This window comes from Lysinibacillus sp. FSL K6-3209, from assembly GCF_037976175.1.
In the GTDB taxonomy this organism is placed as follows: Bacteria; Bacillota; Bacilli; order Bacillales_A; family Planococcaceae; genus Lysinibacillus; species Lysinibacillus sphaericus_D.
Map to the genome: position 1 here is coordinate 2,290,330 of NZ_CP150264.1, position 24,437 is coordinate 2,314,766.

General features: G+C 35.6%; 25 protein-coding genes and 1 pseudogene. 16 read left to right on the top strand and 10 right to left on the bottom strand.

Features of this window, described 5'->3' with window-relative positions; all coding sequences use genetic code 11:
- Window positions 1–12 precede the first annotated feature (12 nt).
- The 3 genes from comX (at window position 13) to MHH88_RS10960 (ending at window position 3,494) form a co-directional block, all read left to right on the top strand.
- Window positions 13–174 carry a competence pheromone ComX gene (comX, locus tag MHH88_RS10950; RefSeq protein WP_141705594.1) on the top strand — a complete coding sequence of 54 codons (162 nt, stop codon included), beginning with the start codon at window positions 13–15 and terminating at the stop codon, window positions 172–174.
- Between the two features lie 349 nt (window positions 175–523).
- Complete coding sequence (locus MHH88_RS10955; RefSeq protein WP_103976586.1) at window positions 524–2,821, top strand: hypothetical protein; 2,298 nt, start codon at window positions 524–526, stop codon at window positions 2,819–2,821.
- Between the two features lie 16 nt (window positions 2,822–2,837).
- Window positions 2,838–3,494: a response regulator transcription factor gene (locus MHH88_RS10960; RefSeq protein WP_107897184.1), complete on the top strand. Its 657-nt coding sequence runs from the start codon at window positions 2,838–2,840 to the stop codon at window positions 3,492–3,494.
- A gap of 209 nt (window positions 3,495–3,703) precedes the next feature.
- On the opposite strand, the gene MHH88_RS10965 is transcribed toward MHH88_RS10960, so the two are convergent.
- The 4 genes from MHH88_RS10965 to MHH88_RS10980 all read right to left on the bottom strand — a co-directional run bounded on the left by MHH88_RS10965 (window position 3,704) and on the right by MHH88_RS10980 (window position 8,532).
- On the bottom strand, window positions 3,704–6,232 hold the full coding sequence (locus tag MHH88_RS10965; protein ID WP_339257970.1) for an FtsX-like permease family protein: 2,529 nt from the start codon (window positions 6,230–6,232) through the stop codon (window positions 3,704–3,706).
- Entirely contained in the window at window positions 6,213–6,893 is a 681-nt protein-coding gene (locus tag MHH88_RS10970) for an ABC transporter ATP-binding protein (RefSeq protein WP_339257972.1), read from the bottom strand. Before MHH88_RS10970 ends, MHH88_RS10965 begins: the two co-directional genes overlap by 20 nt.
- A 112-nt stretch (window positions 6,894–7,005) precedes the next feature.
- A complete protein-coding gene (locus MHH88_RS10975) occupies window positions 7,006–7,851 on the bottom strand; it encodes a HAMP domain-containing sensor histidine kinase (protein ID WP_339257974.1) in 846 nt (281 codons plus the stop codon).
- A complete protein-coding gene (locus tag MHH88_RS10980; RefSeq protein WP_339257976.1) occupies window positions 7,852–8,532 on the bottom strand; it encodes a response regulator transcription factor in 681 nt (226 codons plus the stop codon). It lies immediately after the preceding gene.
- Window positions 8,533–9,139: 607 nt separating this feature from the next.
- Between MHH88_RS10980 and MHH88_RS10985 the strand changes: the two genes are divergently transcribed.
- A complete protein-coding gene (locus MHH88_RS10985) occupies window positions 9,140–9,529 on the top strand; it encodes a spore coat protein (RefSeq protein WP_339257978.1) in 390 nt (129 codons plus the stop codon).
- A 461-nt stretch (window positions 9,530–9,990) separates the two neighbouring features.
- Here the strand turns inward: MHH88_RS10985 and MHH88_RS10990 are convergent, their stop codons facing one another.
- Together MHH88_RS10990 and MHH88_RS10995 are read right to left on the bottom strand one after the other, a co-directional pair.
- Entirely contained in the window at window positions 9,991–10,401 is a 411-nt protein-coding gene (locus tag MHH88_RS10990; protein WP_339257980.1) for a hypothetical protein, read from the bottom strand.
- A 393-nt stretch (window positions 10,402–10,794) separates the two neighbouring features.
- Window positions 10,795–11,223, bottom strand: a complete 429-nt coding sequence (locus tag MHH88_RS10995; protein WP_024361655.1) for a HEAT repeat domain-containing protein — start codon at window positions 11,221–11,223, stop codon at window positions 10,795–10,797.
- A gap of 558 nt (window positions 11,224–11,781) precedes the next feature.
- Between MHH88_RS10995 and MHH88_RS11000 the strand changes: the two are divergent.
- A pseudogene (locus MHH88_RS11000) lies at window positions 11,782–11,996 on the top strand (tyrosine-type recombinase/integrase); the annotation flags it as partial.
- Window positions 11,997–12,099: 103 nt separating this feature from the next.
- Window positions 12,100–13,704 (top strand): ATP-binding cassette domain-containing protein, encoded by a 1,605-nt coding sequence (locus MHH88_RS11005; RefSeq protein ID WP_069512558.1) that lies wholly within the window; start codon window positions 12,100–12,102, stop codon window positions 13,702–13,704.
- Between the two features lie 113 nt (window positions 13,705–13,817).
- On the opposite strand, the gene MHH88_RS11010 is transcribed toward MHH88_RS11005, so the two are convergent.
- Window positions 13,818–14,288: a DinB family protein gene (locus MHH88_RS11010; RefSeq protein ID WP_339263046.1), complete on the bottom strand. Its 471-nt coding sequence runs from the start codon at window positions 14,286–14,288 to the stop codon at window positions 13,818–13,820.
- 225 nt (window positions 14,289–14,513) lie between these two features.
- On the opposite strand from MHH88_RS11010, the gene MHH88_RS11015 reads away from it, so the two are divergent.
- The 6 genes from MHH88_RS11015 to MHH88_RS11040 all read left to right on the top strand — a co-directional run bounded on the left by MHH88_RS11015 (window position 14,514) and on the right by MHH88_RS11040 (window position 18,481).
- Entirely contained in the window at window positions 14,514–15,509 is a 996-nt protein-coding gene (locus MHH88_RS11015) for a S66 peptidase family protein (protein WP_339257987.1), read from the top strand.
- Window positions 15,510–15,569: 60 nt separating this feature from the next.
- Window positions 15,570–16,226, top strand: coding sequence for a hypothetical protein (locus tag MHH88_RS11020; protein WP_339257989.1), 657 nt, complete (start codon window positions 15,570–15,572; stop codon window positions 16,224–16,226).
- A 58-nt stretch (window positions 16,227–16,284) separates the two neighbouring features.
- A complete protein-coding gene (locus tag MHH88_RS11025) occupies window positions 16,285–17,112 on the top strand; it encodes a serine protease (RefSeq protein ID WP_339257991.1) in 828 nt (275 codons plus the stop codon).
- Between the two features lie 308 nt (window positions 17,113–17,420).
- Window positions 17,421–17,786 (top strand): DUF2089 domain-containing protein, encoded by a 366-nt coding sequence (locus MHH88_RS11030; RefSeq protein ID WP_339257993.1) that lies wholly within the window; start codon window positions 17,421–17,423, stop codon window positions 17,784–17,786.
- Between the two features lie 13 nt (window positions 17,787–17,799).
- Window positions 17,800–18,189 (top strand): hypothetical protein, encoded by a 390-nt coding sequence (locus MHH88_RS11035; protein WP_024361648.1) that lies wholly within the window; start codon window positions 17,800–17,802, stop codon window positions 18,187–18,189.
- Window positions 18,190–18,199: 10 nt separating this feature from the next.
- Window positions 18,200–18,481: a hypothetical protein gene (locus MHH88_RS11040; RefSeq protein WP_339257995.1), complete on the top strand. Its 282-nt coding sequence runs from the start codon at window positions 18,200–18,202 to the stop codon at window positions 18,479–18,481.
- Window positions 18,482–18,887: 406 nt separating this feature from the next.
- On the opposite strand, the gene MHH88_RS11045 is transcribed toward MHH88_RS11040, so the two are convergent.
- From MHH88_RS11045 to MHH88_RS11055, 3 genes are all read right to left on the bottom strand, one after another.
- Window positions 18,888–19,367 (bottom strand): DUF1232 domain-containing protein, encoded by a 480-nt coding sequence (locus tag MHH88_RS11045; RefSeq protein WP_339257997.1) that lies wholly within the window; start codon window positions 19,365–19,367, stop codon window positions 18,888–18,890.
- A gap of 208 nt (window positions 19,368–19,575) precedes the next feature.
- The gene (locus tag MHH88_RS11050) at window positions 19,576–19,776 is read right to left on the bottom strand and encodes a cold-shock protein (RefSeq protein ID WP_004230088.1); all 201 of its coding nucleotides are present in this window, start codon (window positions 19,774–19,776) and stop codon (window positions 19,576–19,578) included.
- A gap of 222 nt (window positions 19,777–19,998) precedes the next feature.
- Complete coding sequence (locus tag MHH88_RS11055) at window positions 19,999–20,262, bottom strand: DUF1033 family protein (RefSeq protein ID WP_339257999.1); 264 nt, start codon at window positions 20,260–20,262, stop codon at window positions 19,999–20,001.
- Between the two features lie 149 nt (window positions 20,263–20,411).
- On the opposite strand from MHH88_RS11055, the gene MHH88_RS11060 reads away from it, so the two are divergent.
- The 4 genes from MHH88_RS11060 (at window position 20,412) to MHH88_RS11075 (ending at window position 24,422) form a co-directional block, all read left to right on the top strand.
- The gene (locus tag MHH88_RS11060; RefSeq protein WP_339258001.1) at window positions 20,412–22,139 is read left to right on the top strand and encodes a globin-coupled sensor protein; all 1,728 of its coding nucleotides are present in this window, start codon (window positions 20,412–20,414) and stop codon (window positions 22,137–22,139) included.
- 42 nt (window positions 22,140–22,181) lie between these two features.
- A complete protein-coding gene (locus MHH88_RS11065; RefSeq protein WP_069512549.1) occupies window positions 22,182–22,463 on the top strand; it encodes an acylphosphatase in 282 nt (93 codons plus the stop codon).
- Between the two features lie 241 nt (window positions 22,464–22,704).
- Complete coding sequence (locus MHH88_RS11070; RefSeq protein WP_339258004.1) at window positions 22,705–23,355, top strand: 5-bromo-4-chloroindolyl phosphate hydrolysis family protein; 651 nt, start codon at window positions 22,705–22,707, stop codon at window positions 23,353–23,355.
- Window positions 23,352–24,422: a toxic anion resistance protein gene (locus MHH88_RS11075; protein ID WP_069512547.1), complete on the top strand. Its 1,071-nt coding sequence runs from the start codon at window positions 23,352–23,354 to the stop codon at window positions 24,420–24,422. Before MHH88_RS11070 ends, MHH88_RS11075 begins: the two co-directional genes overlap by 4 nt.
- The last annotated feature ends 15 nt before the right edge of the window (window positions 24,423–24,437 follow it).

Genomic DNA, 24,437 nt, shown 5'->3' on the forward strand with positions numbered 1-24,437 from the left:
GGAGATCTTCATATGAAAAACATCATTCACTATCTAATGAAAGACACTGAAGTATTACATCTCTTAAAACACAATAAAATTTGTATTATAGGTATTTCTCCAGAAGAGAATAAGGCTCTTATAGACGTTGTCTTAAATAAAAAACCGCAGTTGCAAGCATATTATTGGAAATAAATTCAAATTAATATTATAAAACAATGGGGCTATCACCTCGATAAGCAGAAAAGGAACACGATTCTACCTGTAGCTAGTCTTCTCGCATTTTTCTCGAAAAAATGTATGAGCAAACGAAAAAAGTAAGTTGAATACATCATAACTATACACACACCATCCCTGCCAATGGTTTTTGAAAGGAAAGACACCTCATAAATAAATTAAGGGTTAGACTCTTCAATTATTTGTAATGGCAACAAAATGGAATACGCTAAATCTTATTTTCTACGTCCCTTTTTCATAATCGCTAATGCCCTCTACATTAATATGTCACTCCTATGGATTGTCACTTACTTCTAAGGAGGAAATAATGAAAAAGCAAAAATTTATTTGGATGGGGATCCCCATTTTTATTACTACACTATTAATCATTTATTTTTTTTACCTGACAATGAAATATCCTTTAATTGGAATAGAGGTAGTAAATAAAGATAAACAATACTTTGTAGATACCATTTATGAAAACTCATGGGGAATAAACCAAAATATCCAACCAGGTGACCAAATCTTAAAAGTCAACAACGCTCATCCTTCACTTCATCACTCTATCGTTTATTTCCAACGTATAGAGTTAGCGGATTCTCTAACTATCCTTAATGCTGCCAATGAAACGGTTTCATTTATCGTTGAAAACGGAAATAAAAGTTTAATGCTTGAGATACAACTCTTCGTTAAAATTTTATCTGTCATCATTGCGATTGCGCTAGCAATCATCTTGAATACTCGACATTCTGAAAAAAGTTCATCACAGGTTCTCACTTATTTTTTATTAACGATTGCGCTTTGTTATAGTAGCGCCCCGATTTCTGCAAGAGGTGATGTAATCGGACGTAGCATCAATACTATAACGCTTCCAATATTCGTTATTTTATTTATACATTTCTTATATTTACATTTCTCTTATTCTAAACTTCCATTCATTAAAAGCTGTTATCTTAAAGCATTATACCTTCTATACTTTCTTATTATGGCCATATCATTTGTCTCGTTTGTCAATAAAGACCTAGAAATTTCTAGCACAACTATTCAATTAAAATTTTTTTCATCTTTAATATTTTTCTTACTATTTTTACTTATAAGGTACTATTATATTAACCATGAACCTAATGTACGAATAAAACTAAAAATCATGTTTTCAGGTTATTTTATTGCCTTCTCACCATTTATTTTATTTTATGCACTACCTATTATTTTCCATGGTAGTTATATCATTTCTGCTGAAATAACAGGAATTTTCATCTTTATCATTCCTATTATTCTAGTTTATCTGCAATTGACCTATGAATTAATTGATATTGACTTCTTTTTAAATAAGATTAAATACTTTACGTTATTATCTTTACCATTTTCTATACTAACGACATTAATAATAAGTTTTATGACTGAAGTACATCTATTATCAATTGAAATTCTCATACTGGGTATCTTTATATTTTATCTTTCTTGCATCTTGCTCTATATCAAAGATTATTTAGACTATAAATTAAATCCCCATTTATTTTCTAAAAATAATCGATTAGACATTAGTTTATATGGCTTTTTCCAAAAGGTGAAATTTGAAACCAATCCTTTTACATTGATTGATGCACTTCAAAAACAAATTAAAGATGTACTTTCGGTTGATAACTTAAACTATATCCAAATTGAAAAAAGACCCGCAGTAGACAATTGGACTGTTAAATCTGCTCACAAAAGCCTTGCATATCATGCCATTCAAAAAATTAATTGGGCGCAGTATTCAAATGGTTCCTTGCTTAAAGTACATAAAGGCTTCGCAACGGTTATTGGTAGCAACGGCATTAGCAAAGAAATTATCTATTTTGAACAAAAGAAAAATAATGCAAAACTGAATCCACAAGAAAAGGCATGGCTAGAGTCGATATGTTATTTTTCAAGTATTGTATTAGAAAATAATTACTTAATCGAAGAGTTGAAATGCCAACTCGATTCTTATAAAAATAATATTGATGAAGTAATCATGCCCACTTCCTATTCAAAACTACTTATGCATGTGACCGAAAAAGAGCGTATTAATTTATCTATGGATTTACATGACAGTGTTTTACAAGGCTTATTACAATTAATAAGAACTATAGAAGGACTTATTAAAAATGCTGAAAAAACATCGTTAAGTAAAGAGTTAGACTGTTTAAAAGAAGATACGATTGACATAGCTCATCTAGTACGAGAAACATGTATTGAACTTCGTCCTCCCTTTTTGAAAGAAGAAGGACTAGAACAAGCCTTAGGGCATTTGATTGAATCAACACGACAACAGTGTGATTTTTCTATTTATTTTGATTATGATGGGAGGCTTGAAGGGCTTTCATATGAATTTGAAATTAATATTTATCGAATTGTTCAAGAACTACTCAACAATGCTCGTAAGCATGCGAATGCAAATGAAGTAGAGCTTTCGATATTTTACGATGAAAGCCACATCATTCTACTGTACGATGATGATGGTGTTGGATTACTCGAGCCATCTGAAATAGATACGAATAAAATCGGTATGTTTAGCATTAAAGAACGTGTTCGGATTTTAAATGGATCGATAGAAATTAATTCTTCATTGAACAAAGGACTTCACATTTGCATCATTATTTGAAATAGAGGTGAAATTTTTGATTAGAGTTTTAATTGTGGACGATCATCCTGCGGTACGAACGGGTACAAAAACTATTTTAGAAACGGCAGGTATGGAAGTAACGATATTAAAAAATATCGATGAAATTATCCAAGCTGCCTCTAACCCATCATTCGATATTTTTCTTGTAGATTTGTATATGCCTGACATTAATGGATTGGAGCTGTCTAAAAGAATTTTACAAGTAAATCCCGAGGCAAAAATTGTCATTTACACAGGTTTTGATATTAATACACATTTTGATTTATTAATTAATGCAGGTATCTCTGGTTTTGTAAGCAAAATGTCCAGCTCTGAACAACTCGTAAATGCTATTTATTGTGCATTGAATGAAGAAGTAATTATTCCACTATCTTTATTGCGCCAACTCCGAAGAAATTCGATTTCTGCTAATAATAATTTTGAAGAAAACAGTATTATCACGCTTTCGAATAAAGAACAAAATATTCTTGAGCTTATTTCGAAAGGATACACCAATAAAATGATTGCGGAAGAATTATATGTCAGCCAACGTACAATCGAATATAGTTTAACTAAAATTTTTTCAAAATTAAAAGCAAATTCTAGAATTGAAGCACTACAAATAGCTCAAAAATACGGCTTAATCTCTAATCTATTTATTCCGGATAGCTAAATTAAATAGATTTCTCCAATTGGAAATTGAAAAAACATGTCAAAGGGATACAGGCAGTTTTGTTAAGTACATATGCTACAAAACATCAATCACGCATTCCCTTCTCTTCGCTATCCCTTTAGTAGATACATAAAAGGCAACCCCAAACGGAGTTGCCTTTTTGCGTGTAATTTAGGAGCTATAATTGATGGTTTGATAGTAATAGTTTGCTACTCTATTTTACGTAATCGCTCCACAATACTGCTTTTTGAAATGACCTTTTGGCACATGACAGGAACTATTATGGCTATAACAAGAAGTACTGGAAGGCATAGCAGTGATGGAACAACTGTAAAATATAACTTCATATAGGCTGCCCCTGCTGTAAATGCACTTAGACCCAGATAGCAAATTGCACTTCCAATAGTAAGCGTTGTAGCTGTAGTTAACAGAATATACATGGTACTTTCCAGTATAAGCATTCTAATTACTTGGCTATTAAGCATACCGATACTTTGTAACATCGCAAGCTCTCGTCGACGTGCATTGATGGAAGTAATGACAGAATTGATGAAATTCATAATGCCAATGAAAGCTACTAGAATGCTGATGGTAATCCCAACGATTTTCAACGTTTTTTGCAAGTTTTCAAATTCTGCTACTAAAGACGCTTTGGATTCAAATTCCATGTTTTGGTCGGTGTTAGTACTATAGTTTGCTAAAAAACGCTCCATTTTTTCCATTGCGCTATCTTGCACATCAATCGTGCTTAGCATTGGGGCTTTTTGTTCAATTTGCGCTAAAAAGACTTGGCTTGGCAAATAAAATGTTGGCGTTAACGGATGCGAGTGTCTTGCGCTTATGCTTTCTGGAATATCCGCAACAGTAAGCACTTCATATTCCCGCATTTGTCCAGTTGGATTGGGAAGCTGAATTTTATCACCGATTGCATAGTATAAAATATTGCCTTGTGCATCAAATGGTGCAGCTATTACATATTTTCCCGAATAAAGCTTTTGCTCCTCTATTTTGCCATGCAGTAAGATTAACTTTTGCAAAGCACCCTCATCAAGACCATACAGATGCAATAGTTGTTTTGGTTGTTGAGCATAACGTTCAAGTGCTTCAACTTTCTTACTATCTGCGCCATATTCCTTCGCCAATTGTTTAGGAATATCGACAAAGCGTGGCCCTGTTGGCACTTCATATTCTGTAAAATAGATGTTATTAATGCTTTCTATGCCTTCTTGCAAGGACAGCTCAGAGAAAAAGCCTTCGCTTAACGTGTCTTGGTTGCTATAGTTGAGATTGACATTAAAGTTAGACACGTCTCCCACTGCAAAATCGTTAATGATGGAACGGCTTAAATATTCATCCATATCAAAGCTGTTTGCAATCGAATAGGTAGCATTTAAAATCACAAGCCCTAAAGAAAGTGAGATGGAGACAAGTACGACCTTCTTTTTGTTACGAGTAAGATTTGAATAGGCCATTGTCCACAAATTTACTTTAGTACCTTTCTTTAACTTACGTTTACCCCCTCTGTTGTTATCTGTGACACGAAGCGCTTCAATCGGACTGACTTTTGCAGCAATTTTTGACGGCTTAGAAACGCTGACAAAAACAGTGACTGCTGAAAAAATACCAGACAGAATAAAAATAAGAGGATGAGCCGATATTTTTATGACATCAGTGTTGATGATAGACAACACAATCGGTACTAGCAACATTCCTACAAGATAACCAGCAAGTAGCCCAATTGGCAAACCGATGAAACAAAGCCACATTGCCTGTTTACGTATCAATTTGCGAATTTGCTTTGGTGTTGTACCAATCGTTTTAATCAGTCCATAATACCGTACATCATTTGCCACACTAATTGTAAATACATTCGCAATCATTAAATAACCGCTAAAAGCAATCATTAAAATGGCACCAACAGTCGCAACGATTGTGCCTATGTCCAGAGATTCGCCGTTTCCGGTATAAGCCCAATTGACACCATAATCAATATCGTCTAGACTGAATCCACTGTCTACAATCACTTTTTGCAACTTGCTTTCAATATGAAAGCTGTTATTGAAATTGACATCAGCGCTAATATAACCTACATCATAGCCCTTCTTACTTGGTTTGTAATCAGCAAGTTGTTTTTCCACATAACTTTTGCTCACCCATGCTTGACTTGCCTGCATAACCTTATCACCTGTCCAATAACCTACCAGTGTAAAGGTTTTGCTTATTTTTTTCCCAGCTAAAGAATAGTCCAAGGTGACCTTCTGACCTAGCTTAGCAGAAACGCCAAGTTGCTTTAAAACGAGTGTGTCTGTGGCAATTTCATCATCATTTTGTGGAAGTTTCCCTGTTGTCGGCATAGAAAACATACCTTTAGCATTGTTTTCACCGCTCGTGTATCGAATTTCAGTAGGATGTTTGGCTAGTTCTTTGTTTTCTCCCACGCCCAAAACGACAGAAAAAGAAATATCTTTGATATCAGGATGCGTTTTCAGCGTGTCATATTGTGCTTTTGACAGATATTTAAAGCTACCATGTGCACTGCCACCCACTTGTCGCATAGTACTTTCCTCAATCGATGCAACAAGGCTTGTAGCTACTGTAAAAAGCCCCGTAAACATGACCGAAGTCAAAATAATTGCAATGATAGCAAATAAGTTTCTCATTCTACTTGCTTTGAATGAACTTTTCGCAAGTAAATGAATGGTTCTTTTACTATTCACTTTAAGCATTGCTACCACCATCTACAATCTGTCCGTCTTCTATACGGACAATTCTGTCTGCAAGCTGTGCAATTTCCTCATCATGGGTAATCATGACAATCGTTTGCTTGAATTGTCTACTTGTTACTTTAAATAAAGATAGAACATCTTGACTAGTTTTAGTATCCAAGTTTCCTGTTGGCTCATCGGCTAAAATAATAGCAGGCTTTGATGCCAAAGCTCTCGCAATAGCAACGCGTTGCTGCTGCCCTCCGGATAAATTATTGGGCATATTTTGAAGTTTACGCTCAAGACCAAGCGTGTGAATAATGGCATTGACATATGCTTTATCAGGCGTATTGCCGTCTAACCCGATGGGAAGAACAATGTTTTCATAAACATTTAAAGTAGGGACAAGATTATAATTTTGAAAAACAAAGCCTATTTTTCGGCGGCGGAAAATCGTAAGTTCTTCATCCTTTAACTTAAAAAGTTCTTGACCATCTACAATCACTCTTCCACTTGTCGGGCGGTCAAGACCGCCAAGCATATGAAGCAACGTGGATTTGCCGCTACCGGAAGTACCTACAATCGAAACAAACTCACCGTTCTCCACTTTCATACTGACGCCATCCAATGCATGAACAGCCGTATCCCCTTTACCGTAAATTTTCATTAAATCTTTTGTTTCAAGTACGATCATTTAAATTTCCTCCAAAAAAATATGTCTTCCATCTCTGCAATTCATATTATAAACCTCGAATCTTTCGAGAATCTTTCTGAAGCAAAATCAAATCTAACAGTATTGAAAGATTTCAATTTTTTATTGGAAGAAACACCGAGAAAACAGAGCCAGTTCCCAACCTAGACTTGACCTTTATATATCCGCCTTGGGCTGTAATGATTTCTCTCGCAAGGTAAAGACCAAGACCGACGCCTTCTTTGTCGGTTACCTCCTGTGAACGATAAAAACGAGAAAAAATCTTTGCCGTTTCATCCTCTGAAATGCCGAGTCCTGTATCGGCGACATCAATTCTGCAAAAAAGCTGATACGGAGTGACAGATAACTGGACACTTTGGCCACTTGGTGTATATTTAATGGCATTATCTACAATGTTGTAAAGTGCCTCCACTGTCCATTTTGAATCAAAGACTGCCTCTACATCCCTACTATCTACTGTTAAAGCAATATTTTTCCCCATAGCTTTCGGTGTAGCCTGCTCTATAACCGTTTCAAGCATGTTCGCTACATTGTTGTTTGTAGGGGTAACCGTTATAATTCCCGTTTCAAGCCGAGATGCTTTTACAAGAGAAGAAATAAGAAAGTTTAATTTTTCTGCCTGCTGCGTTAAAGCTGCCACACAGTTATGATTATAGTCAGACAGCTCACTTTCGGCTAAAAGTTGGGTATAGAGCAGAATGTTGGCAAGAGGCGTTTTCGTTTGATGAGATATGTCGGAAATCAGTTGATTGATTTTAGATTTTTCGTCCGCTAACTGTATTTTTGTGGCACTGTTTGCTGTAAGATAGTGGGATAATTTTGTTTCCAGTGCAGATAGCTTGCTTTCATCAAATCCGTTTTCAATCGGTCTTCCCTCTATTGCATTGTCAATCATTTTGTTTAATCGCTCAATGACCTTATTTGCTTTAAAAAACACCATTTATTTCACCGCCCATAAATAACCTATTCCATATACTGTTTTTATATATACGGGTTTTGTAGGGTTATCCTCAAGCTTGTCCCGTAATCTTTTTAGCGTAACAGATAAGGCATTCTCGTCAACATAATGTGCGCCGCCATCGCTCCAAATACGTTCAATCAATACGCTACGTTCTACAGTTACGCCTTTGTTTGCTGTTAAAATTTTTAGCAGTTTTTGCTCGGTTTTACTCAGCTCAACTGTCTTTCCGTTTTTAAAATATTCCATGCGGTCAAAGTCAAAAACAAAGTGATCTTGTTTAAATGGATTTCCTTTTGTGACCACTTGTTTTCTGAGCTGCGTATTTACTCTTGCACGCAGCACGGCAAGGCTAAATGGTTTAGTAATGTAATCATCTGCTCCCATTTCAAGTCCTGTTACAATGTCTGTTTCCATATCATTTGCTGTGAGCATGATTACGGGTATAGTACTATTTCTTTTCACTTCGCATAGCAAGTCTAGTCCGTTTCCATCAGGCAAATTAATGTCTAGTATCAACAAATCAAAGTTAGTATTTGATAACTGCTTTTTTGCTGATTGAATACTGTGAAATGAAAGAACGTCCATTTCGCTACTTTGTAATGCAAGAGCAATACCATTTGACAATGCCTTATCATCTTCAACAATCATAATTTTATACAAATACTCACCTTCCTTCAGAGCGAAGTTATGTAATTTCGCTCCTCCTCACTACCACTACAAAAATATTTTATCGGGTAGTATATATAAAAGTTTACCATGTTTATATCTGCTCTCGTTCAAATAACTTGCTAGATTATTATCTCCAGAACAAACAAAAAATAGTTGCACTTATTTGTGCTATGCATCGCTTTCATTATCATTTGAAGAGTACCCGTCATTCTATCAGTTAAGGTCATGGTAGTACGTACTGACATAACTCTCACCTCATTTTAGGGTTAAAAAAAGACATTACCTAACTTGGCATGTCTTTTCTGTAAATTCTAATAATTATTGAGTGTATCGCACGCACTTGCTGTGGCGCTGGTTGACCGTCACAGCCTCCAAATTATTTAGGGTCACTACTAGCTCAGTGACCTTTTTTAGTTTCTTTCCTCATATTGTTCAGTTAATCTCCATGAATATCCGATATAAGTAAATCAATCTCACCCTTACTATTAGGTTCTAATGACTTCAGACCAGAAACTATTCTTCACTCTCCCTTCCTTAATGTCCAGACAACTGTATTTGATATGAATAAACTATTTATAGAATAGGAGGTGAATATAAGATGGCATCATTTGAAATTGGAGCGAGAAGTCTTTTCAACTTTCGAAACGAACGCTTTTTCCTATTAGTTGAAGATGAAATTACAATTCCGAATAAAGGTGTGGAGATTGATCCAGTTAATATCTATGAGATTGACCAACAAACTTTCAATTTTATCAGAGATGAAGGAGATACACCTGTAGTTGTACCACGTTTTAACCTTCCACCAGTACCACCTGGATTTGAATTAGAACGAAAATGTATTTTTACAGTCGATAATTCATACTTTGTTATCTATGATTTGGAAAATGGCACTGATAAAAATGTACTATTAAGAATCAGTGCAGCTTTATTTAACTCATTGAGAAATGCTGGTGTTCGTGAATGTGTTCCTCAAGATTTCATTAATTAATAAAAATCCAACCTTCATTAAAATTATAATCAATATTCAAAGTAATGTTCAGCAAGATTCCTCTTTACCTTGCTGAACATTTTCTTTCAAATCTTCATCTAGCAACCTTCGCATACGACTAATCTGCTCAAGCTCTTTCCTAATGCTCCTTAGTTCTCTATAAACTTTGCATATCTGAGTGCTTAGGTGGTAAAAACAACATCATTCATTCTCAATTCTTTTACTTTTCTTGACATTTATCATCTTCCTTTCAATGAAACTTTAAAAAATATTAGGAATAAATCTATTTCATTTACTTACCTGTTCTTTCCCTTAGAAACGTTTAAAAACTATCCCTCAATCATTATCTAATAGCAACTTCAAAAACTCCATTTTTAGATAAGTATGAGATTTTTATAAAATTCGAACATTTCCCAGCTATGTTGATCAACAATCGCCTTTTTGGGATATATAAAAATTGATTAACCCTCAACAAGCCCATAGTATTTATAAAGTTTACCTTCTGATTCTACGAGTAAAATTGGTCCTCCAATTTCTTCTTTTTCTTTAACCGAAAAAACTTTTGCACCAACAGGTAATTTGTTCGACATTTCGTCTTCAAAGTTAGTATCTGTACCGTTTTTTGTTTTTATTTCTCCTACCTGCTCGCCTTTTGTTAAGGTTAGTTCTTCAACCCAATCAATTCCAGTCTGATAAATCACTCCATTGAATTGAAATATATCGGCTTCAGGATCTAATTTTAAAATCTCTTCCGCACTAGGATTTTCAGTTGTATAAACTTCTACTTTACCTTTATTCGATGAATTAGAACATCCAACAGCAGTTAATACAATGAAAATAACCAAGCCCCAAAGTAATCTTGACACTTTCACGTTATCCCTCCTTAGAATTTTAGACGGATAAAGGTAAATTAAGTTACCTATTTATTCCGTAAATGGTCCGTTTGTTGAACAAAAAAACCCTGCAGTTCAACACAGGATTTTTAATCAAACTTTATTATAAATGATCCATCAGAGGTTGATATTTAGGATTGTTCTTGTTCCGCATGGAATAAAGAAATTGTGCAGATTTTCACTTAAACTAAAAGAGTAGGTTAGTTTAATAAGTTGTTTGTTTTATCATTAAAAAATAAAGATAGATGATCAAAGAAAAGAAGTAATACAATTTAATATTAGTTTCGATGAACCGCAGCGTAAGATAAGAAAAAGCCATTCCCTCCACAAGCGGAGAAAATGACTTTTCTTCATAAATCGAAAAACTACTGATTACAATTTTGCCCAACGTTCCTCTAACCAGTTCATAAATTCTGCACCTTTGTCGCCTTCATACGCATCAAAGACATCTAAACGCATACGTTTTAGTTTATCCGCAAAGTCTGCCACTGTATGGTCCTTTGGCAAGCTCTTTTTAACCCGCAGGAAAATTTTGTCTGTTCCTTTAATAATATCAAAACGTGCAGGTGATGGCTTCTCTACGTCCTCGCCAAGCGCTACAAGTGCTTCATAGGCTGCTAATTGGACCTTGTTGACAGTATCATGCTCCATACGATTTTTTAATATATCTATGATTTTGTCATGTTGATAAGCCGATAATATTTCGACTGCGGCTAAACGCTCTCGCCAGCTAGACGTATAATTGGCCTGTTTTTTTAATGTTTCATACTGCTCAGGTAATGCTGTTTCAAATTGTTTCAAGTAAGTGCACCTCTTTTTTTCACTAGAGGAAAAATTTAATTCTTCTTCTGCTTCTCTTATTATACATTGTCTTGGTGAAAATAGCGATGAATCGCTTGTAAGGATCTATATAGAAAATAAAAACTAACTACATTAAGGTGAACCATATCATAATTAAATTAAAGCCCTCGTTCGTTTAAGAAGAAAGGCACTGGGCCTTTTTATATTTACTTATAGCGCAAATTGCTAATTAACTAACTTTATCAATAATTCTCACCAATTTTGATTTAATAAAGTATATCAAGTTACAATCTGTGATACCCTCCATTACAATTCATTTAAAACAGAGATAACGTTTGTTGTTCCAATTCCTCAGTTTCCTTCCTTCTATCTTCCTTATGGTAATGATTCACATAGAAAATACAATCCACTTTTTAGATGCTTCATAATCACTTTCCTGTGTAATAACGTACGTACCTTATCACTCACTGTATGTTTCCATTTCTTCATAGTGCGCCATTCTTATCACCTCTCCCATATACTAATTTAAAATAGGTAAAATATTCTATTGCTACTTAAACTTCTCTTCTCCAAATTACTTTGCATAGTTTACGACATACTCATTGCACAATCTTATTAAATCGAGGTATGAAGTGAAAGTAATTTTAGAAAGATTAGGGAATACGCCAGATATGATCTATAAAGTGTATGGACATGTTTTAAAAGAAATGGAAATAGAATCTGTCTATTTATTTAGTAACAGTTTAGAGATAACTGAACAAGAACTGTGCTAATCAATAAATCAATGAATGATAAACGTTGCTGTCATAATGTTTATAGACTATGGAACATATTTCATGATATACTAGAGCCATTGTGAAAAAAGGAGGAACTTGCATGATTCAAGTAAGTAATGTAGGTCTTCGCTATGGCGATCGTAAACTATTTGAAGACGTAAATATAAAATTCACACCGGGGAATTGCTACGGTTTAATCGGAGCAAATGGTGCAGGAAAATCAACATTCCTAAAAATTCTTTCTGGTGAAATTGAAGCACAAGAAGGAAATGTTTCAATGGGTAAGGACGAACGCTTATCTGTCCTTAAACAAAACCACTTCGAATACGATGAGCATACAGTACTGGATACTGTCATTATGGGTAACAAACGCCTATATGATGTAAAAAATGAAAAAGATGCAATTTATGCAAAAGAAGAATTCTCTGATGAAGATGGCATGCGTGCTGCTGAATTAGAAGGTGAATTTGCAGAGCTAAACGGTTGGGAAGCTGAATCAGAAGCAGCAACATTATTAAACGGTTTAGGCATCTCAGATGACCTTCACTATATGTTAATGGGTGACCTTGAAGGTTCTGACAAAGTGAAAGTGTTATTAGCACAAGCTTTATTCGGCCAACCAGATGTTCTATTACTGGATGAGCCTACCAACCACCTTGACTTAAAAGCGATTCAATGGTTAGAAGAATTCCTAATTAACTTTGAAAATACAGTAATCGTCGTATCCCATGACCGTCACTTCTTAAACAAAGTATGTACGCATATCGCGGATTTGGATTTCTCTAAGATCCAATTATATGTGGGGAACTACGATTTCTGGTATGAATCTTCTCAATTAGCGCAAAAAATGGCACAAGACCAAAATTCGAAAAAAGAAGAGAAAATTAAAGAATTACAAGCGTTTATTGCTCGTTTCTCTGCCAATGCGTCTAAGTCTAAACAAGCAACATCACGTAAAAAAATGCTGGATAAAATCGAGCTTGATGATATTAAACCTTCTAGCCGTAAATATCCTTTTATCAACTTCCAAATCGGCCGTGAAATCGGTAATGATGTTTTAACAGTTGATGGTTTAACAGCGAGTCAAGACGGTCAAACGTTATTTAAAGATATTCGTTTCTCAATGAATAAAGACGATAAAATCGTATTACTAGGTAGCCCAATGGCAAAAACAGCGCTTCTTGATATTCTAATGGAAGAAAAAGAAGCAGATGCTGGTACATTTAAATGGGGTGTTACAACATCTCAAAGCTATTTCGAAAACGATCATGATAAATACTTCGAAGGCTCAGAAAAATCATTAGTAGAATGGCTTCGTCAATATTCACCTGATGATGAAACAGAAAGCTTCCTACGCGGTTTCTTAGGTCGTATGCTATTCTCTGGTGAAGAAGTGAAAAAATCCCCTTCTGTCTTATCAGGAGGAGAAAAAGTGCGTTGTATGTTGTCAAAAATGATGTTAGCAACTGCTAATGTTATTTTACTTGATGAACCAACGAACCACCTTGACCTTGAATCAATTCAAGCGCTAAATGAAGGGTTAATCCGCTTCAAAGGTGCCATGATTTTCACATCTCATGACCATCAGTTCATCCAAACAATTGCTAACCGTGTCATTGAAATCCGAGAAGATGGTACGATTTTAGACAAACAGTTAACTTATGATGAGTTTTTAGAGTGGAAAGACAGCCAAGGATTAAACTAAACCTTTCACTAATTAACGTTTCATAGTCTGATACTCCCCCACTTATTTGGGGGAGTTTTTATTTTGGAAATTAAAAAACGACAAATACTACATGTATTTGCCATCTAATTGGATTATTGCATTTCTTTCGTTGGTCCTAATACACCTGGTACAGGTAAACCAGCTTGTCGTAATAGTACAGTCATTTGTCCACGATGATGTGTTTGATGATCAATCATTGCGCGTAATAATGCGCCTTTAGAAATCGGTCCTTTAAAACTGTTCACTTCTTCTAGTAAGCCCTCATTTGAAAGCTTCGCCGCTTCCTCTTTAATACTGTTGGCTATCTTTTCATATGTCGCTACTATTTCTGCTGCTGTAGTTGGAACTGGATCTTCTTGACGAATCATTGGCACAGTTAAACCTGCTAAATAACTAAAATAGCCTGCTGCACCAACTAAATGCCAGCCTAACCAAGCTAATGAATTATGCCCTTCCACAATACATTGGTCTAACGTATCATCCGTCATTGCTTTTAGTACTTGAACCGTTCCTTCCGCTGCAATTGTCCAGTCGTTTAGAAAATCTTCTACTTGCCGATACATCGAATCGCCCCCATTTTTTGATTCTGACATTATCATAGTCAATTCTAAACAGTATCGCAAGTTTCTAGAATATGATTAACATACATAACAATATCAACTTTGCTACAAATGGTCTAAATTTCTGTTGAAAGTAGCATCTATTTCATAAAGTAGCAGAGTTCACCCATATAGTTGTAAAATCATGTATAATGGGCTACAACTTAAATAATTGGAAAGAGGTATTTTATGTTCTCCCCATTAAAACAAGGCGATACTATCGGTATTTATTCGCCCTCCAAACCAGCCTCAGTACTTGCTAAAGCACGTTATGAACGAGGTAAGGCAAGATTACAGGCACTCGGCTTTACCATCAAGGAAGGTCTATTAACTGGCAAAAGTGATACATACCGTTCTGGATCGCCGAAGGAACGAGCACAAGAGCTCAATGATTTACTACGGGATCCTACGGTGAAAATGATATTGCCTACGATGGGAGGCACAAATGCAAATAGTATGTTGCCTTATATAGATTATGCAGCGTTACAACAAACGCCTAAAATACTTGTGGGCTTGTCGGATGTAACAGCCATCCTACTTGCCATCTATGCAAAGACTGGCATTCCGGTGTTTTACGGTCCTTCTGTTGCATCCACATTCGGTGAATTCCCACCATTCGTCAACTACACAGAACAATATTTTAAAGAGTTGTTTATGCAAGACGTGCCAATTCCTTATGAAATGCCCACTCCCCCTATCTGGACGGACGACCGTATTAATTGGCTTGAAAAAACTGTAGAAAAAACACAACATGATAATGCATGGATTACCGTACAACAAGGAAATGCGGAAGGTCGTTTAATCGGTGGCAATATCAATACAATGTATGGTTTTATAGGAACCCCCTTCTTCCCACAAATAAAAGAAGGCGATATTTTACTGTTAGAAGATACATCCAAAACGATTGCTGTAGTCGAGAAAAACTTCGCCATGCTAAAATTACATGGCTTCTTCGACAAAATTTCAGCAATTATTTTAGGTAAACATGAGCAATACGATGATGAAGGAACAGGACGAAAACCATATGATGTTCTGTTAGAACAGCTGGACGGGTTAAATATACCAATCTTGGCGGAGGTGGATTGTTGTCATACACACCCATTGCACGCCATGCCACTTGGTTTACGTGTCAAAGTGGATGCAACACAAAAACGCATTACATTTTTAGAGAGCTGGTTCTCTTAATATTCGTATCTAGTCGTCACTTCACGTATACTTAAAGAAAAATGGCAAAAGGAGTTGGATATGAGACAAATCCTATTCTTATGTCTAGCACTTATTCTTGTTGGCTGTACAAACAATCAAAGGAATGCGCGTCAGGAACAAACTAGCCTTGCAACGAATCATGACAAGACCCAATCAGAGGAGCAAAACACAAAACAGCTAGATGCAGAAATGTTTACTGACTATTTCCCACCAGATGGATCTACAGCTTACTTTCAAGGTGAAGGGAACGAATTTGCTAGTTACACACTTCAGACAAGCTATATCGATAAAACGGCAATTGCCCAAATCGAAAATAATGGCGGTGTCATTTTATTAAAAGTCTATCGCATTACGAATACTGCTATAGAACTTGTCTATATGGAAGCGGTCGATGAAGCACCTACTTTGCCAACAGCACAAGAAGTAGCAACCTTTCCGGTTATTGAAACGATTTTACAACAACCGCTGCAAGTTGGGCGCCGCTTTGATGGTTGGGTAATTGTATCGACTACCACCTCTATCAAAACGAGTTTCACCACCTTCCGCAATGTAATTGAGCTTAGTAAAACAAAGGACAACATAACGATAACTAAATATTTTGCCAAAGGTGTTGGGCTTATCTACACTAAAGACGAAATGAAAACAAATAGTGAAGAAATATTCAAGGTCACGTCAACGCTTCAAAAAATCGAATAAATTGTCTGCACTGGCGTCTCTCTTGGCGCCTTTTTCTTTAACTAAGGAGGTAGCTTCCATGAGCGACATACATAAGCACACTACTGAAGAAGAGTTAACAGAAGAGGAATTGATTGAACTTGTACTGGCGGAGCAACAAAAGGCTTTAGCTGAAGAACGAGAAAGACGCCTGCAAGGAAGCAAGGTAAGGAAGCAAAAGCCCATTATTAAATGGATGATATGGTGCATGGCATTCGTCTTATTTATGAATACGTTTGCACTGATTTTCCAAATTTACTCGATACCAGCTATTGAATTTCTCAAGGTCTCCAGTCAATTATCCAAAAAAGAAGATATTCAGACATATAAAAAAGCAATTGTTGAAGTTTCTACTGGCTCTAGTAAAGGGACAGGCTTTGTCATTTCTCCAGATGGCTTAGTTGTAACAAATGCCCATGTGGTGGAAAATGCGCTTACATTGTCTGTTGTCTTTCCAGAACAAGGGCTTATGGAAGCACAATTAGTACAAAGTTTTCCTGAAGTCGATTTAGCTCTTTTGCAAGTTACTGGTACCAATCTACCGTCGTTAACGCTTGCCAATCGCCCTAGTTATCAAGAGGATGAAGCAGTTTATTTCATTGGAAATCCACTAGCTTTCACAGGTATTGCAAATAAAGGAACATTACTGAATGAAATTTATCTTGATGATTGGCAGGTGCCCGTTATGATGATGCAAGCACCTGTATACAAAGGCAATAGTGGGAGCCCTGTTTTCAATACAGACGGTGATGTGATCGGTATTGTGTTCGCCACCATGAAAAAGGAGCCTTATGGACGAGTAGGGTTGTTTATACCTGTACATGTTTTACAAGAACAAATCGAGCAATATAACTTCTATGATGAATGAAAGCCCCGCCATCTATCTTCTATGGATAGCGGCGGGGCTTCTCATTTTACATCTTTCCTGGCATTTCGCATGATTTTTTACTCATCACTCACGATATGTTTTCAGTTAGACATACTTGTACTCTCCTTCGTAAGGTAAGTCACTTCTCCTATCGCCCTTCCGCTCCACATAACAACACTAATATCAAAATGATTTATTAATTATTTAATGTTTTTCATAAATAAAATTAATTTATTTAATTTAAATGTTTATTTTATTTATTTTTTATTATATAATTTAATCAACAAATAGAAAGGAATGTCACGCTAATGGCTTATAAAGTAATTACGAATTGTCCGGTCTGTAGTAAAACACTAAAAATAACCAGGCTGAAGTGCTCTCATTGTCACACTACGATTGAAAATGAATTTGAATTATCGAAATTGGCTTCCTTATCGAAGGATCAGCAGCATTTTGTGGAAGTATTTTTGACATGCAGAGGGAATATTAAAGAAGTAGAAAAAGAATTGGGTATTTCCTATCCTACTGTTAGAGGCAAGTTAACAGACATTATTTCATCCCTTGGATATGAGCCAAAAAAGAAAAATGAAATCGACGAGAAAAAAGTTGTCACTATGTTGGAAAATGGCGAAATCACAGCTGAAGAAGCCATTAAACTTTTAAAAGAAGAATAAGGAGGAATCAATGATGAAAGAGGAAATTTCAAGAGTGTTAACAATGATTCAAGAAGGAAAAATTGATGCAGACAAAGGATCTGAACTAATTCAAGCGTTAAAGGATAAAGAAGAAACGGGAAATATATCGTTAGAAAAACCAACTACCTATTTAGATAAAACATTAAAAATTCGTGTGATTTCTGCCGAAAATGATAATGTTACAGTTAATTTGCCTATAAAACTTGTAAAAGTAATATTAATGGCAGGTCACAGCATTGCTGCAAGCATACCTCAATCAGAAAAATACGTTAAAGATATAGATATCAACCTTATCTTAGAAGCAATCGAAAACGAATTAGATGGCCAAATTGTTGATATTAAATCTGCAGACGGGGATACCGTTTCAGTTATTATTGAATAGTGAAACGCTTATGATGTATGTAAAAGTGAAAGCAAAAGGTTTGCGCTTCACCATTCCTATTCCATATGCACTTGTCAATATCGCTATTTCCATTTTAACTTCAAAGTTTATGCAGCTAATGGCAAACAAATGGACAAAAGATCACTTTGAAAGGAACAAAATAGACTTTACGTTTCCTCCAATAGATAGAGAAATGCTCAAACCTATTGTTCGGGAGCTAAAAAATTATAAAGGAATCGTACTAGTGGATGTCAAAGCAAATGATGGCACTGAAGTAAAGGTTAAATTATAGTTTACAGTACATGGAGAAAGTACAGTGAACAAAGCGAACAATCGAGGCTGGGACAAAAGAGAAAAAGTGTTAGATTGATGGCAGTCAATCTAACACTTTTTTGCTATACCGTTGTTGTCCGCTATGGCGGTGCTTTCCGCGGGCACACACGTAAGCCGCAACCCTCGCTAACGCGCGGTCTGTTGCGTCTTACATTATGTGCTGTTCCCGCAGGAGTCACCGCCTCCGCTACCAACAACTAGTGAACACTTCTAATTTTTTATTTAATGCAAATGCAAGAATAGCTAAGTTTGCTAAGCTCCATATAGCAAAAAATTATGAACACCTTTCGTCTGTTGCTTAAATTTTTTTAGTTATGTCCCAGCCATGATTTTAATTCGGAATAATATAAGTTAACATAATATTATTATTTATTGTTTTTGTTCAGATAGTTTGTAACAATTGATTTTGCAGGAACCTTACTTAAAAGTTCCTCGCTTGTTTCTGTTAGTTTTTGTAAAAGTCCAAGTAATTTTTCATCACCAGTCCAATGTTTTTCAATCACTTCAGGGCCCAATTTATTAATCGTCATATTAAGAACATACGTGGCTAACATCAAGTCATCCAGAAAACCGCCAAAACCAAATATACCTTCTGGTAAAACATCCATTGGGAAAATAAAATACGTAATGGTTGCCCCAATTAATGTTTTACTTTTAGAGTCAATTGCAGGATCTGTCACGATTTTAATTAGTAAATGAAATATATCAGGTACAAATAATAAATAATCCGCATAGTGATGGTTCTTCCCTGTTTTTGAAGTGAAAAATTGTACAAATTTCTCCCGCAATGTTTGATAAAAATCATGATGTTCCTGCTTATTCTGTTTGTTTAAGTTGTTATCCATTTTGAGCTACCTCCTTCTACTCTTTAATTCCCTAATACCCTAAAACAAAAAATAATCCTATTAATAATTAAAAATGAACTATTGAAAACGAGTCCATAGCAAAATACCTGTCCTTACTATTGTCGAACTAGCACAAAAGTATACAAAAAAAGCACCCTATATAAATAGGGTGCCTTTTTTTAACGAAAGTAATTTTAATTACTGAGAATTAAAGTTTAGTTACGTTAGCAGCTTGTGGTCCGCGGTTGCCATCTACAACTTCGAATTCCACTTTTTGACCTTCGTCAAGTGTTTTGAAACCTTCGCCTTGGATAGCTGAGAAGTGTACGAATACGTCGTTTTCGCCTTCAACTTCGATGAATCCAAAACCTTTTTCTGAGTTAAACCATTTTACTGTACCTTGTTTCATTTAAAAAAACCTCCAAAAAAATAAAAGTGAACAATATGTAATTTCTTCAACGAATTAAAAAAATTCACATATTACAAAGAGTACCGAACTAACGCGATCACTTTTTGTAATATGTGAATCCATGTTTCCGGTGAAGCAATTAAATTGTTAAGTTAAGTATACCACCATTCATAATTTTGTCAAATAAAGAAAATTGTTTTTTTAATTAATTTGAAAATTTATTTAACAATGCCCTTCAAACGCCATTATGCCATGGTATACTTGGGCATCATCATCACAGGCTTCACAGTAAAAACTTTCATCTTCAGACCAAAAAGCCCAAAAACCTCCCTCTTTAGTCGCTTCATGTTCATATACTGATCGAAAATGCTGTAATTTCCGTTGTAATGCCTGCTCAAATTGCTCTTTTGTATCAAACGTTTCTTTCGTTTGAATAAAAGCTTCCCAGCCTTCAAATTTCCACCAAGGCTCATAGTCAGCTTTCATGTAAAGTATTGTATACATATTTGCCACATTCCTTGCTGTTATAAGATATTCTAATTTTAGCAAACACTTCTGAAATGTCTATTAAAACACCCTGCAATATGCTATTATTACCTTATTATTCATTATTTAATTTGGGAGGTATTTTTTTTATGTTTTCAAGTATTCGACCTAAGGCCGAGCTAGAAGAATTGCTAAAGCGAGGGACCAACTTAAGTGCAACAGGCCGTTTCAACAAGACATTGGCATTTAATCATTTTAATCAACAAGATGAAGAAAATTTAAAGACTCTCTTTTATAAACTGAAGGATATTACGCCTTCTATGAATGCAATATTTAAAAATTATTTAAATGAAATCTCTCCCTCCTCTCAACAAACGATCAGTGAAGAAAATATTAGTCGCTATTTAACGCAATTTTTCTTGGCCACTCGTGATGATGAATATGTGGATGAAACGGTAAAGTTTTTTAATCTGTTTCGAAAAAACCAATATGAGCCTGGTAAGTTAATTGTAGTATTTAACCAATTTGCCTTTTATATTACGACTTACATTTTACATAACTTTGGTTTAAAACCATACAAAGCTTTTGAGTATATGAAATCTTTCCAATCAGCTGTCAATGTTGACCAGGAACTACTTGTGGAAGTATTAACAGAGCGTATTATCGAGAACGTTGTCGCTGAAATTTCTTCACTCATGGATGTAAATGCAAAAATTATGTACATGAAAGATTTAGTATTTAGTTTAGATAAACAAAATGAAGAAATACAATCATCTACTGCCGCAACAGAGGAAATTGCCGCATCGATCAATGAAGTTGCTCGTATGTCCTCGCATATTTCTGAGAAAACAACGGAATCAGTTGACCATGCTGTCAAAGGTAAGAATGCCATTGAGCATGCTTTATCGGAAATTTTTAAAACGGAAGAAACGTTTACTACCATCGTTGAATCGTTTACTGAGTTACAAAAACGCGTCAATGATATTGAACACGTTGTGACATTAATAAACCAAATTGCCGATCAAACAAACTTACTTGCACTGAATGCCTCAATTGAAGCTGCTCGTGCTGGTGAACATGGCAAAGGATTTGCTGTTGTAGCGCAAGAAGTCCGCAAGTTAGCAGAAGGAACGGTTTCTGCACTTAGCGAAGTATCGACAAATGTTCACCATCTGAAAAGTTACTCCAATGATGTTTCGCATTCCATAACAGAAACAACAACAATTATTAAAGAAGCAACAATTGAAGCAAAACAATCATTACCATTGCTAAATGCTATTGTCGCTGCAATTGAAGGAATTAATCTCGATGTAACAAATACGGCTGCCATTTCACAAGAGCAAGCTGCTGCTATTGACGAAGTATCCGCACGAATGATTGAAATTTCCGGCCATCAAGATGATATTCGTGATTATAGTTATAATACATCAAGCGATATTCACTTACTCGGTCAAGAAATTAATCGCTTCCGTAATGATATTATCGCGAATAATAATGTCCAGTTATCTTCCATTGCTTTGTTACAACTTTCAAAAGCAGACCATATTTTATGGAAATGGCGTATTTATAATATGTTCCTCGGATTAGAAGAAGTACAACCAAGCGACGTGTCTTCACATACTGAATGCCGACTTGGTAAATGGTATAGTGCTCCTCGGACAGTGGAACGTTTTGGTCATTTACAAGATTATCGTGAATTAGACGCATATCATTTACAAGTGCATAAATCGGCTAAATTGGCTGCGGAAGCATATCAAGAAGGTAATATTCAAAAAGCTGATGGCCATTTAAAAGAGGTAGACGAAGCCTCGAAGCGTGTTCTATTCTATATTAATAATTTAATTGCATACTTGGAAAAAGAACGTGTTATGCAGTAAGGTGGAGGGACTACCCTCCTCTACTTTTTGGGAGGTTTTAGCGTGAACAAGAGAGCGCTGATTAAATTTTTCGGAGATGTTTATGGAACAGGATATCGCTTTTTTATTAAACAAAAAGCGATAGAACTAGGCTTGAAAGGTTACTGCAAGTTGAATGCTCAAGAGCAAATAGAAGTAGAGGTAGAAGGTTCAAAAAAAGCAATTGATGAATTTCTACTATTTGTTCAAAAGGGTGTTAGCCTTCAAGCAGATTCAAATTCTTTTACTTTAGAACTTTTCGACGATTTAAAAGGTTATGTACGTATGGAGTCGGACATTGTTTAAGTCTGACTTCTTTTTTCTACTCATTAACGGACTTTTGCTAATGGTCTTTTATAAAACGAACATACTATAAAGAATATACGCCTATTAAAATGCGAATTCTATCCATTAGACAAGTGTATTTATTGAGAAACTTAGCAATTAGCAGTAAAATTTATGTAAGTCTTAAGATAATTATTGAAACTTTATGTCGATTTTAACGTATTAAAAGATAGACATATTGAAAAGCAAGGAGGAAGAAACGATGCTCAGTATCGGACAGTTTTTCTCAAGACATACCGCTAGCCTTTTAATTTCTCTATCAACTGTTTCTATTACAGCGTTTGCGGCAAATCCAGGATTCTTCCTTGGTGGTTGTTTGTTCGCTGGAACATATGCAACGAGCACAACATTGCTAAAACTCAATCAAAAAAGAAAAGTTATGCACATAGCAGGAATTACAAAGGATGAGTATAAACATATTGATTTACAGCTATCGACAGCTAACAAACATATTCAAACATTAAGCCAAAACTATTTACGTGTACGTTCGGTGTCAGCCTTTAAGCAATTACTCGAAATGACACGTATTTCAAAAAACATCGTCAAAATTGTCAAAACTGATCCAAGAAAGTTTTACAATGTGGAGCCATTTTTCTATGCGCACCTTCCTTCTGCTGTTGAATTGACTGAAAAGTATACAATGCTGTCAAAACAGCCTGTCAAAGATAAAGAAATCCAAATTACATTATCAAAGACGCGCGAAACATTAGCGGATTTAAATTCCACGATTCAAATTGACTTAAAGGATGCACTGTCTAATGATATCGATCATCTTCAAATGGAAATTGAATTCGCAAACCGTTCCAATTTAAAACGGAAAGAACAATTGGAATGGCGAGGCGAGGAAAAATGACAGCTAACAGAGATGCTTTCGTCCATTTAGATTCATTGCAAGGAATCTCACCTCTTGTACAAAGCTATTTAGCATCGTCAAATCAAGAAGCGATGGAGACCTATGAGACATTGTCACCTCTTGCCCAAAGTCGTGCACTTTTATATGCAAGTCAAATCGACCTAACTAGTTTTGAATCCGTATTATCATTAGGTCAAGACTCTCAACGTGCAGTCTCTCAATTTGCAGATCGTATGCTCGCCCAAGTGAAAGATAAAGATGTCACAAAAATTGGTCAAATGCTAGATTCCTTAATGCAAACATTAGATCGAGTAGACCCTGCGGCATTAGAGCCAAAAAAACCTTCTTTCTTCAAAAAAATGTTCGGTAAAACTAGTCCTAGCATCAAACAAACGTTAACAGAATTTGAACGCATTAGTATTCAAGTCGAACGAATTGGTGTTCAACTCGAACGTGCACAACTACAACTGTTAAAAGACGTAGAACTGTTAGAACAGCTATATGCACACAATAGAGGATTTTTTGAAGAGCTTGCCACTGCTATTGCAGCTGGACTGTTGAAAAAACAGCAAGCCATTGAAGTAGAACTACCTACAAAAATTGATATTGTCCAAACAACTAAACAACCGCTAGCCGTTCAGCAGCTCAATGATTTTACTGCACAACTCGAAAGACTTGACCAACGTATTTATGATTTACAAGTGTCCCAGCAGGTTGCATTACAAACTGCCCCTCAAATACGAATGATTCAACAAGCTAATCAAACGCTTGCTGAGAAAATAGAGTTTTCAATTGTGACACTCATTCCGCTTTGGAAAAATCAATTAGCGATGATGTTATCCATGAATATGGATCATCATTATAACCAATTAGAAGAAAGACTGGCACGAACGAATGAGCGTTTTACAAGCCCTACTTTTGAACAGCAAGTAATGAAATTTAAAGAAACACAGCAGGAGCTTAAAACGGCCATTCAAGATGTTTTTGCTTTGCATACCGCTACAGAACAGGATAGACAACATTTACAACTCGATGTTGCGGGGATGAAAAAAACAACGAAGGAATAATCTGCTGGGTCGCTA

Bases quoted from the DNA above. Each gene is read 5' to 3' on its own strand.
- MHH88_RS11075 (WP_069512547.1), top strand. From the start codon at position 23,352: ATGACAGCTAACAGAGATGCTTTCGTCCATTTAGATTCATTGCAAGGA.
- MHH88_RS10965 (WP_339257970.1), bottom strand. From the start codon at position 6,232: ATGGTGGTAGCAATGCTTAAAGTGAATAGTAAAAGAACCATTCATTTA.
- MHH88_RS10955 (WP_103976586.1), top strand. From the start codon at position 524: ATGAAAAAGCAAAAATTTATTTGGATGGGGATCCCCATTTTTATTACT.
- MHH88_RS11020 (WP_339257989.1), top strand. From the start codon at position 15,570: ATGAGACAAATCCTATTCTTATGTCTAGCACTTATTCTTGTTGGCTGT.
- MHH88_RS11040 (WP_339257995.1), top strand. From the start codon at position 18,200: ATGATGTATGTAAAAGTGAAAGCAAAAGGTTTGCGCTTCACCATTCCT.
- MHH88_RS11015 (WP_339257987.1), top strand. From the start codon at position 14,514: ATGTTCTCCCCATTAAAACAAGGCGATACTATCGGTATTTATTCGCCC.
- MHH88_RS10970 (WP_339257972.1), bottom strand. From the start codon at position 6,893: ATGATCGTACTTGAAACAAAAGATTTAATGAAAATTTACGGTAAAGGG.
- MHH88_RS11060 (WP_339258001.1), top strand. From the start codon at position 20,412: ATGTTTTCAAGTATTCGACCTAAGGCCGAGCTAGAAGAATTGCTAAAG.
- MHH88_RS11070 (WP_339258004.1), top strand. From the start codon at position 22,705: ATGCTCAGTATCGGACAGTTTTTCTCAAGACATACCGCTAGCCTTTTA.
- comX (WP_141705594.1), top strand. From the start codon at position 13: ATGAAAAACATCATTCACTATCTAATGAAAGACACTGAAGTATTACAT.
- MHH88_RS11030 (WP_339257993.1), top strand. From the start codon at position 17,421: ATGGCTTATAAAGTAATTACGAATTGTCCGGTCTGTAGTAAAACACTA.
- MHH88_RS10985 (WP_339257978.1), top strand. From the start codon at position 9,140: ATGGCATCATTTGAAATTGGAGCGAGAAGTCTTTTCAACTTTCGAAAC.
- MHH88_RS11055 (WP_339257999.1), bottom strand. From the start codon at position 20,262: ATGAAAGCTGACTATGAGCCTTGGTGGAAATTTGAAGGCTGGGAAGCT.
- MHH88_RS10975 (WP_339257974.1), bottom strand. From the start codon at position 7,851: ATGGTGTTTTTTAAAGCAAATAAGGTCATTGAGCGATTAAACAAAATG.
- MHH88_RS11010 (WP_339263046.1), bottom strand. From the start codon at position 14,288: ATGTATCGGCAAGTAGAAGATTTTCTAAACGACTGGACAATTGCAGCG.
- MHH88_RS11050 (WP_004230088.1), bottom strand. From the start codon at position 19,776: ATGAAACAAGGTACAGTAAAATGGTTTAACTCAGAAAAAGGTTTTGGA.
- MHH88_RS11035 (WP_024361648.1), top strand. From the start codon at position 17,800: ATGAAAGAGGAAATTTCAAGAGTGTTAACAATGATTCAAGAAGGAAAA.
- MHH88_RS11045 (WP_339257997.1), bottom strand. From the start codon at position 19,367: ATGGATAACAACTTAAACAAACAGAATAAGCAGGAACATCATGATTTT.
- MHH88_RS11005 (WP_069512558.1), top strand. From the start codon at position 12,100: ATGATTCAAGTAAGTAATGTAGGTCTTCGCTATGGCGATCGTAAACTA.
- MHH88_RS11025 (WP_339257991.1), top strand. From the start codon at position 16,285: ATGAGCGACATACATAAGCACACTACTGAAGAAGAGTTAACAGAAGAG.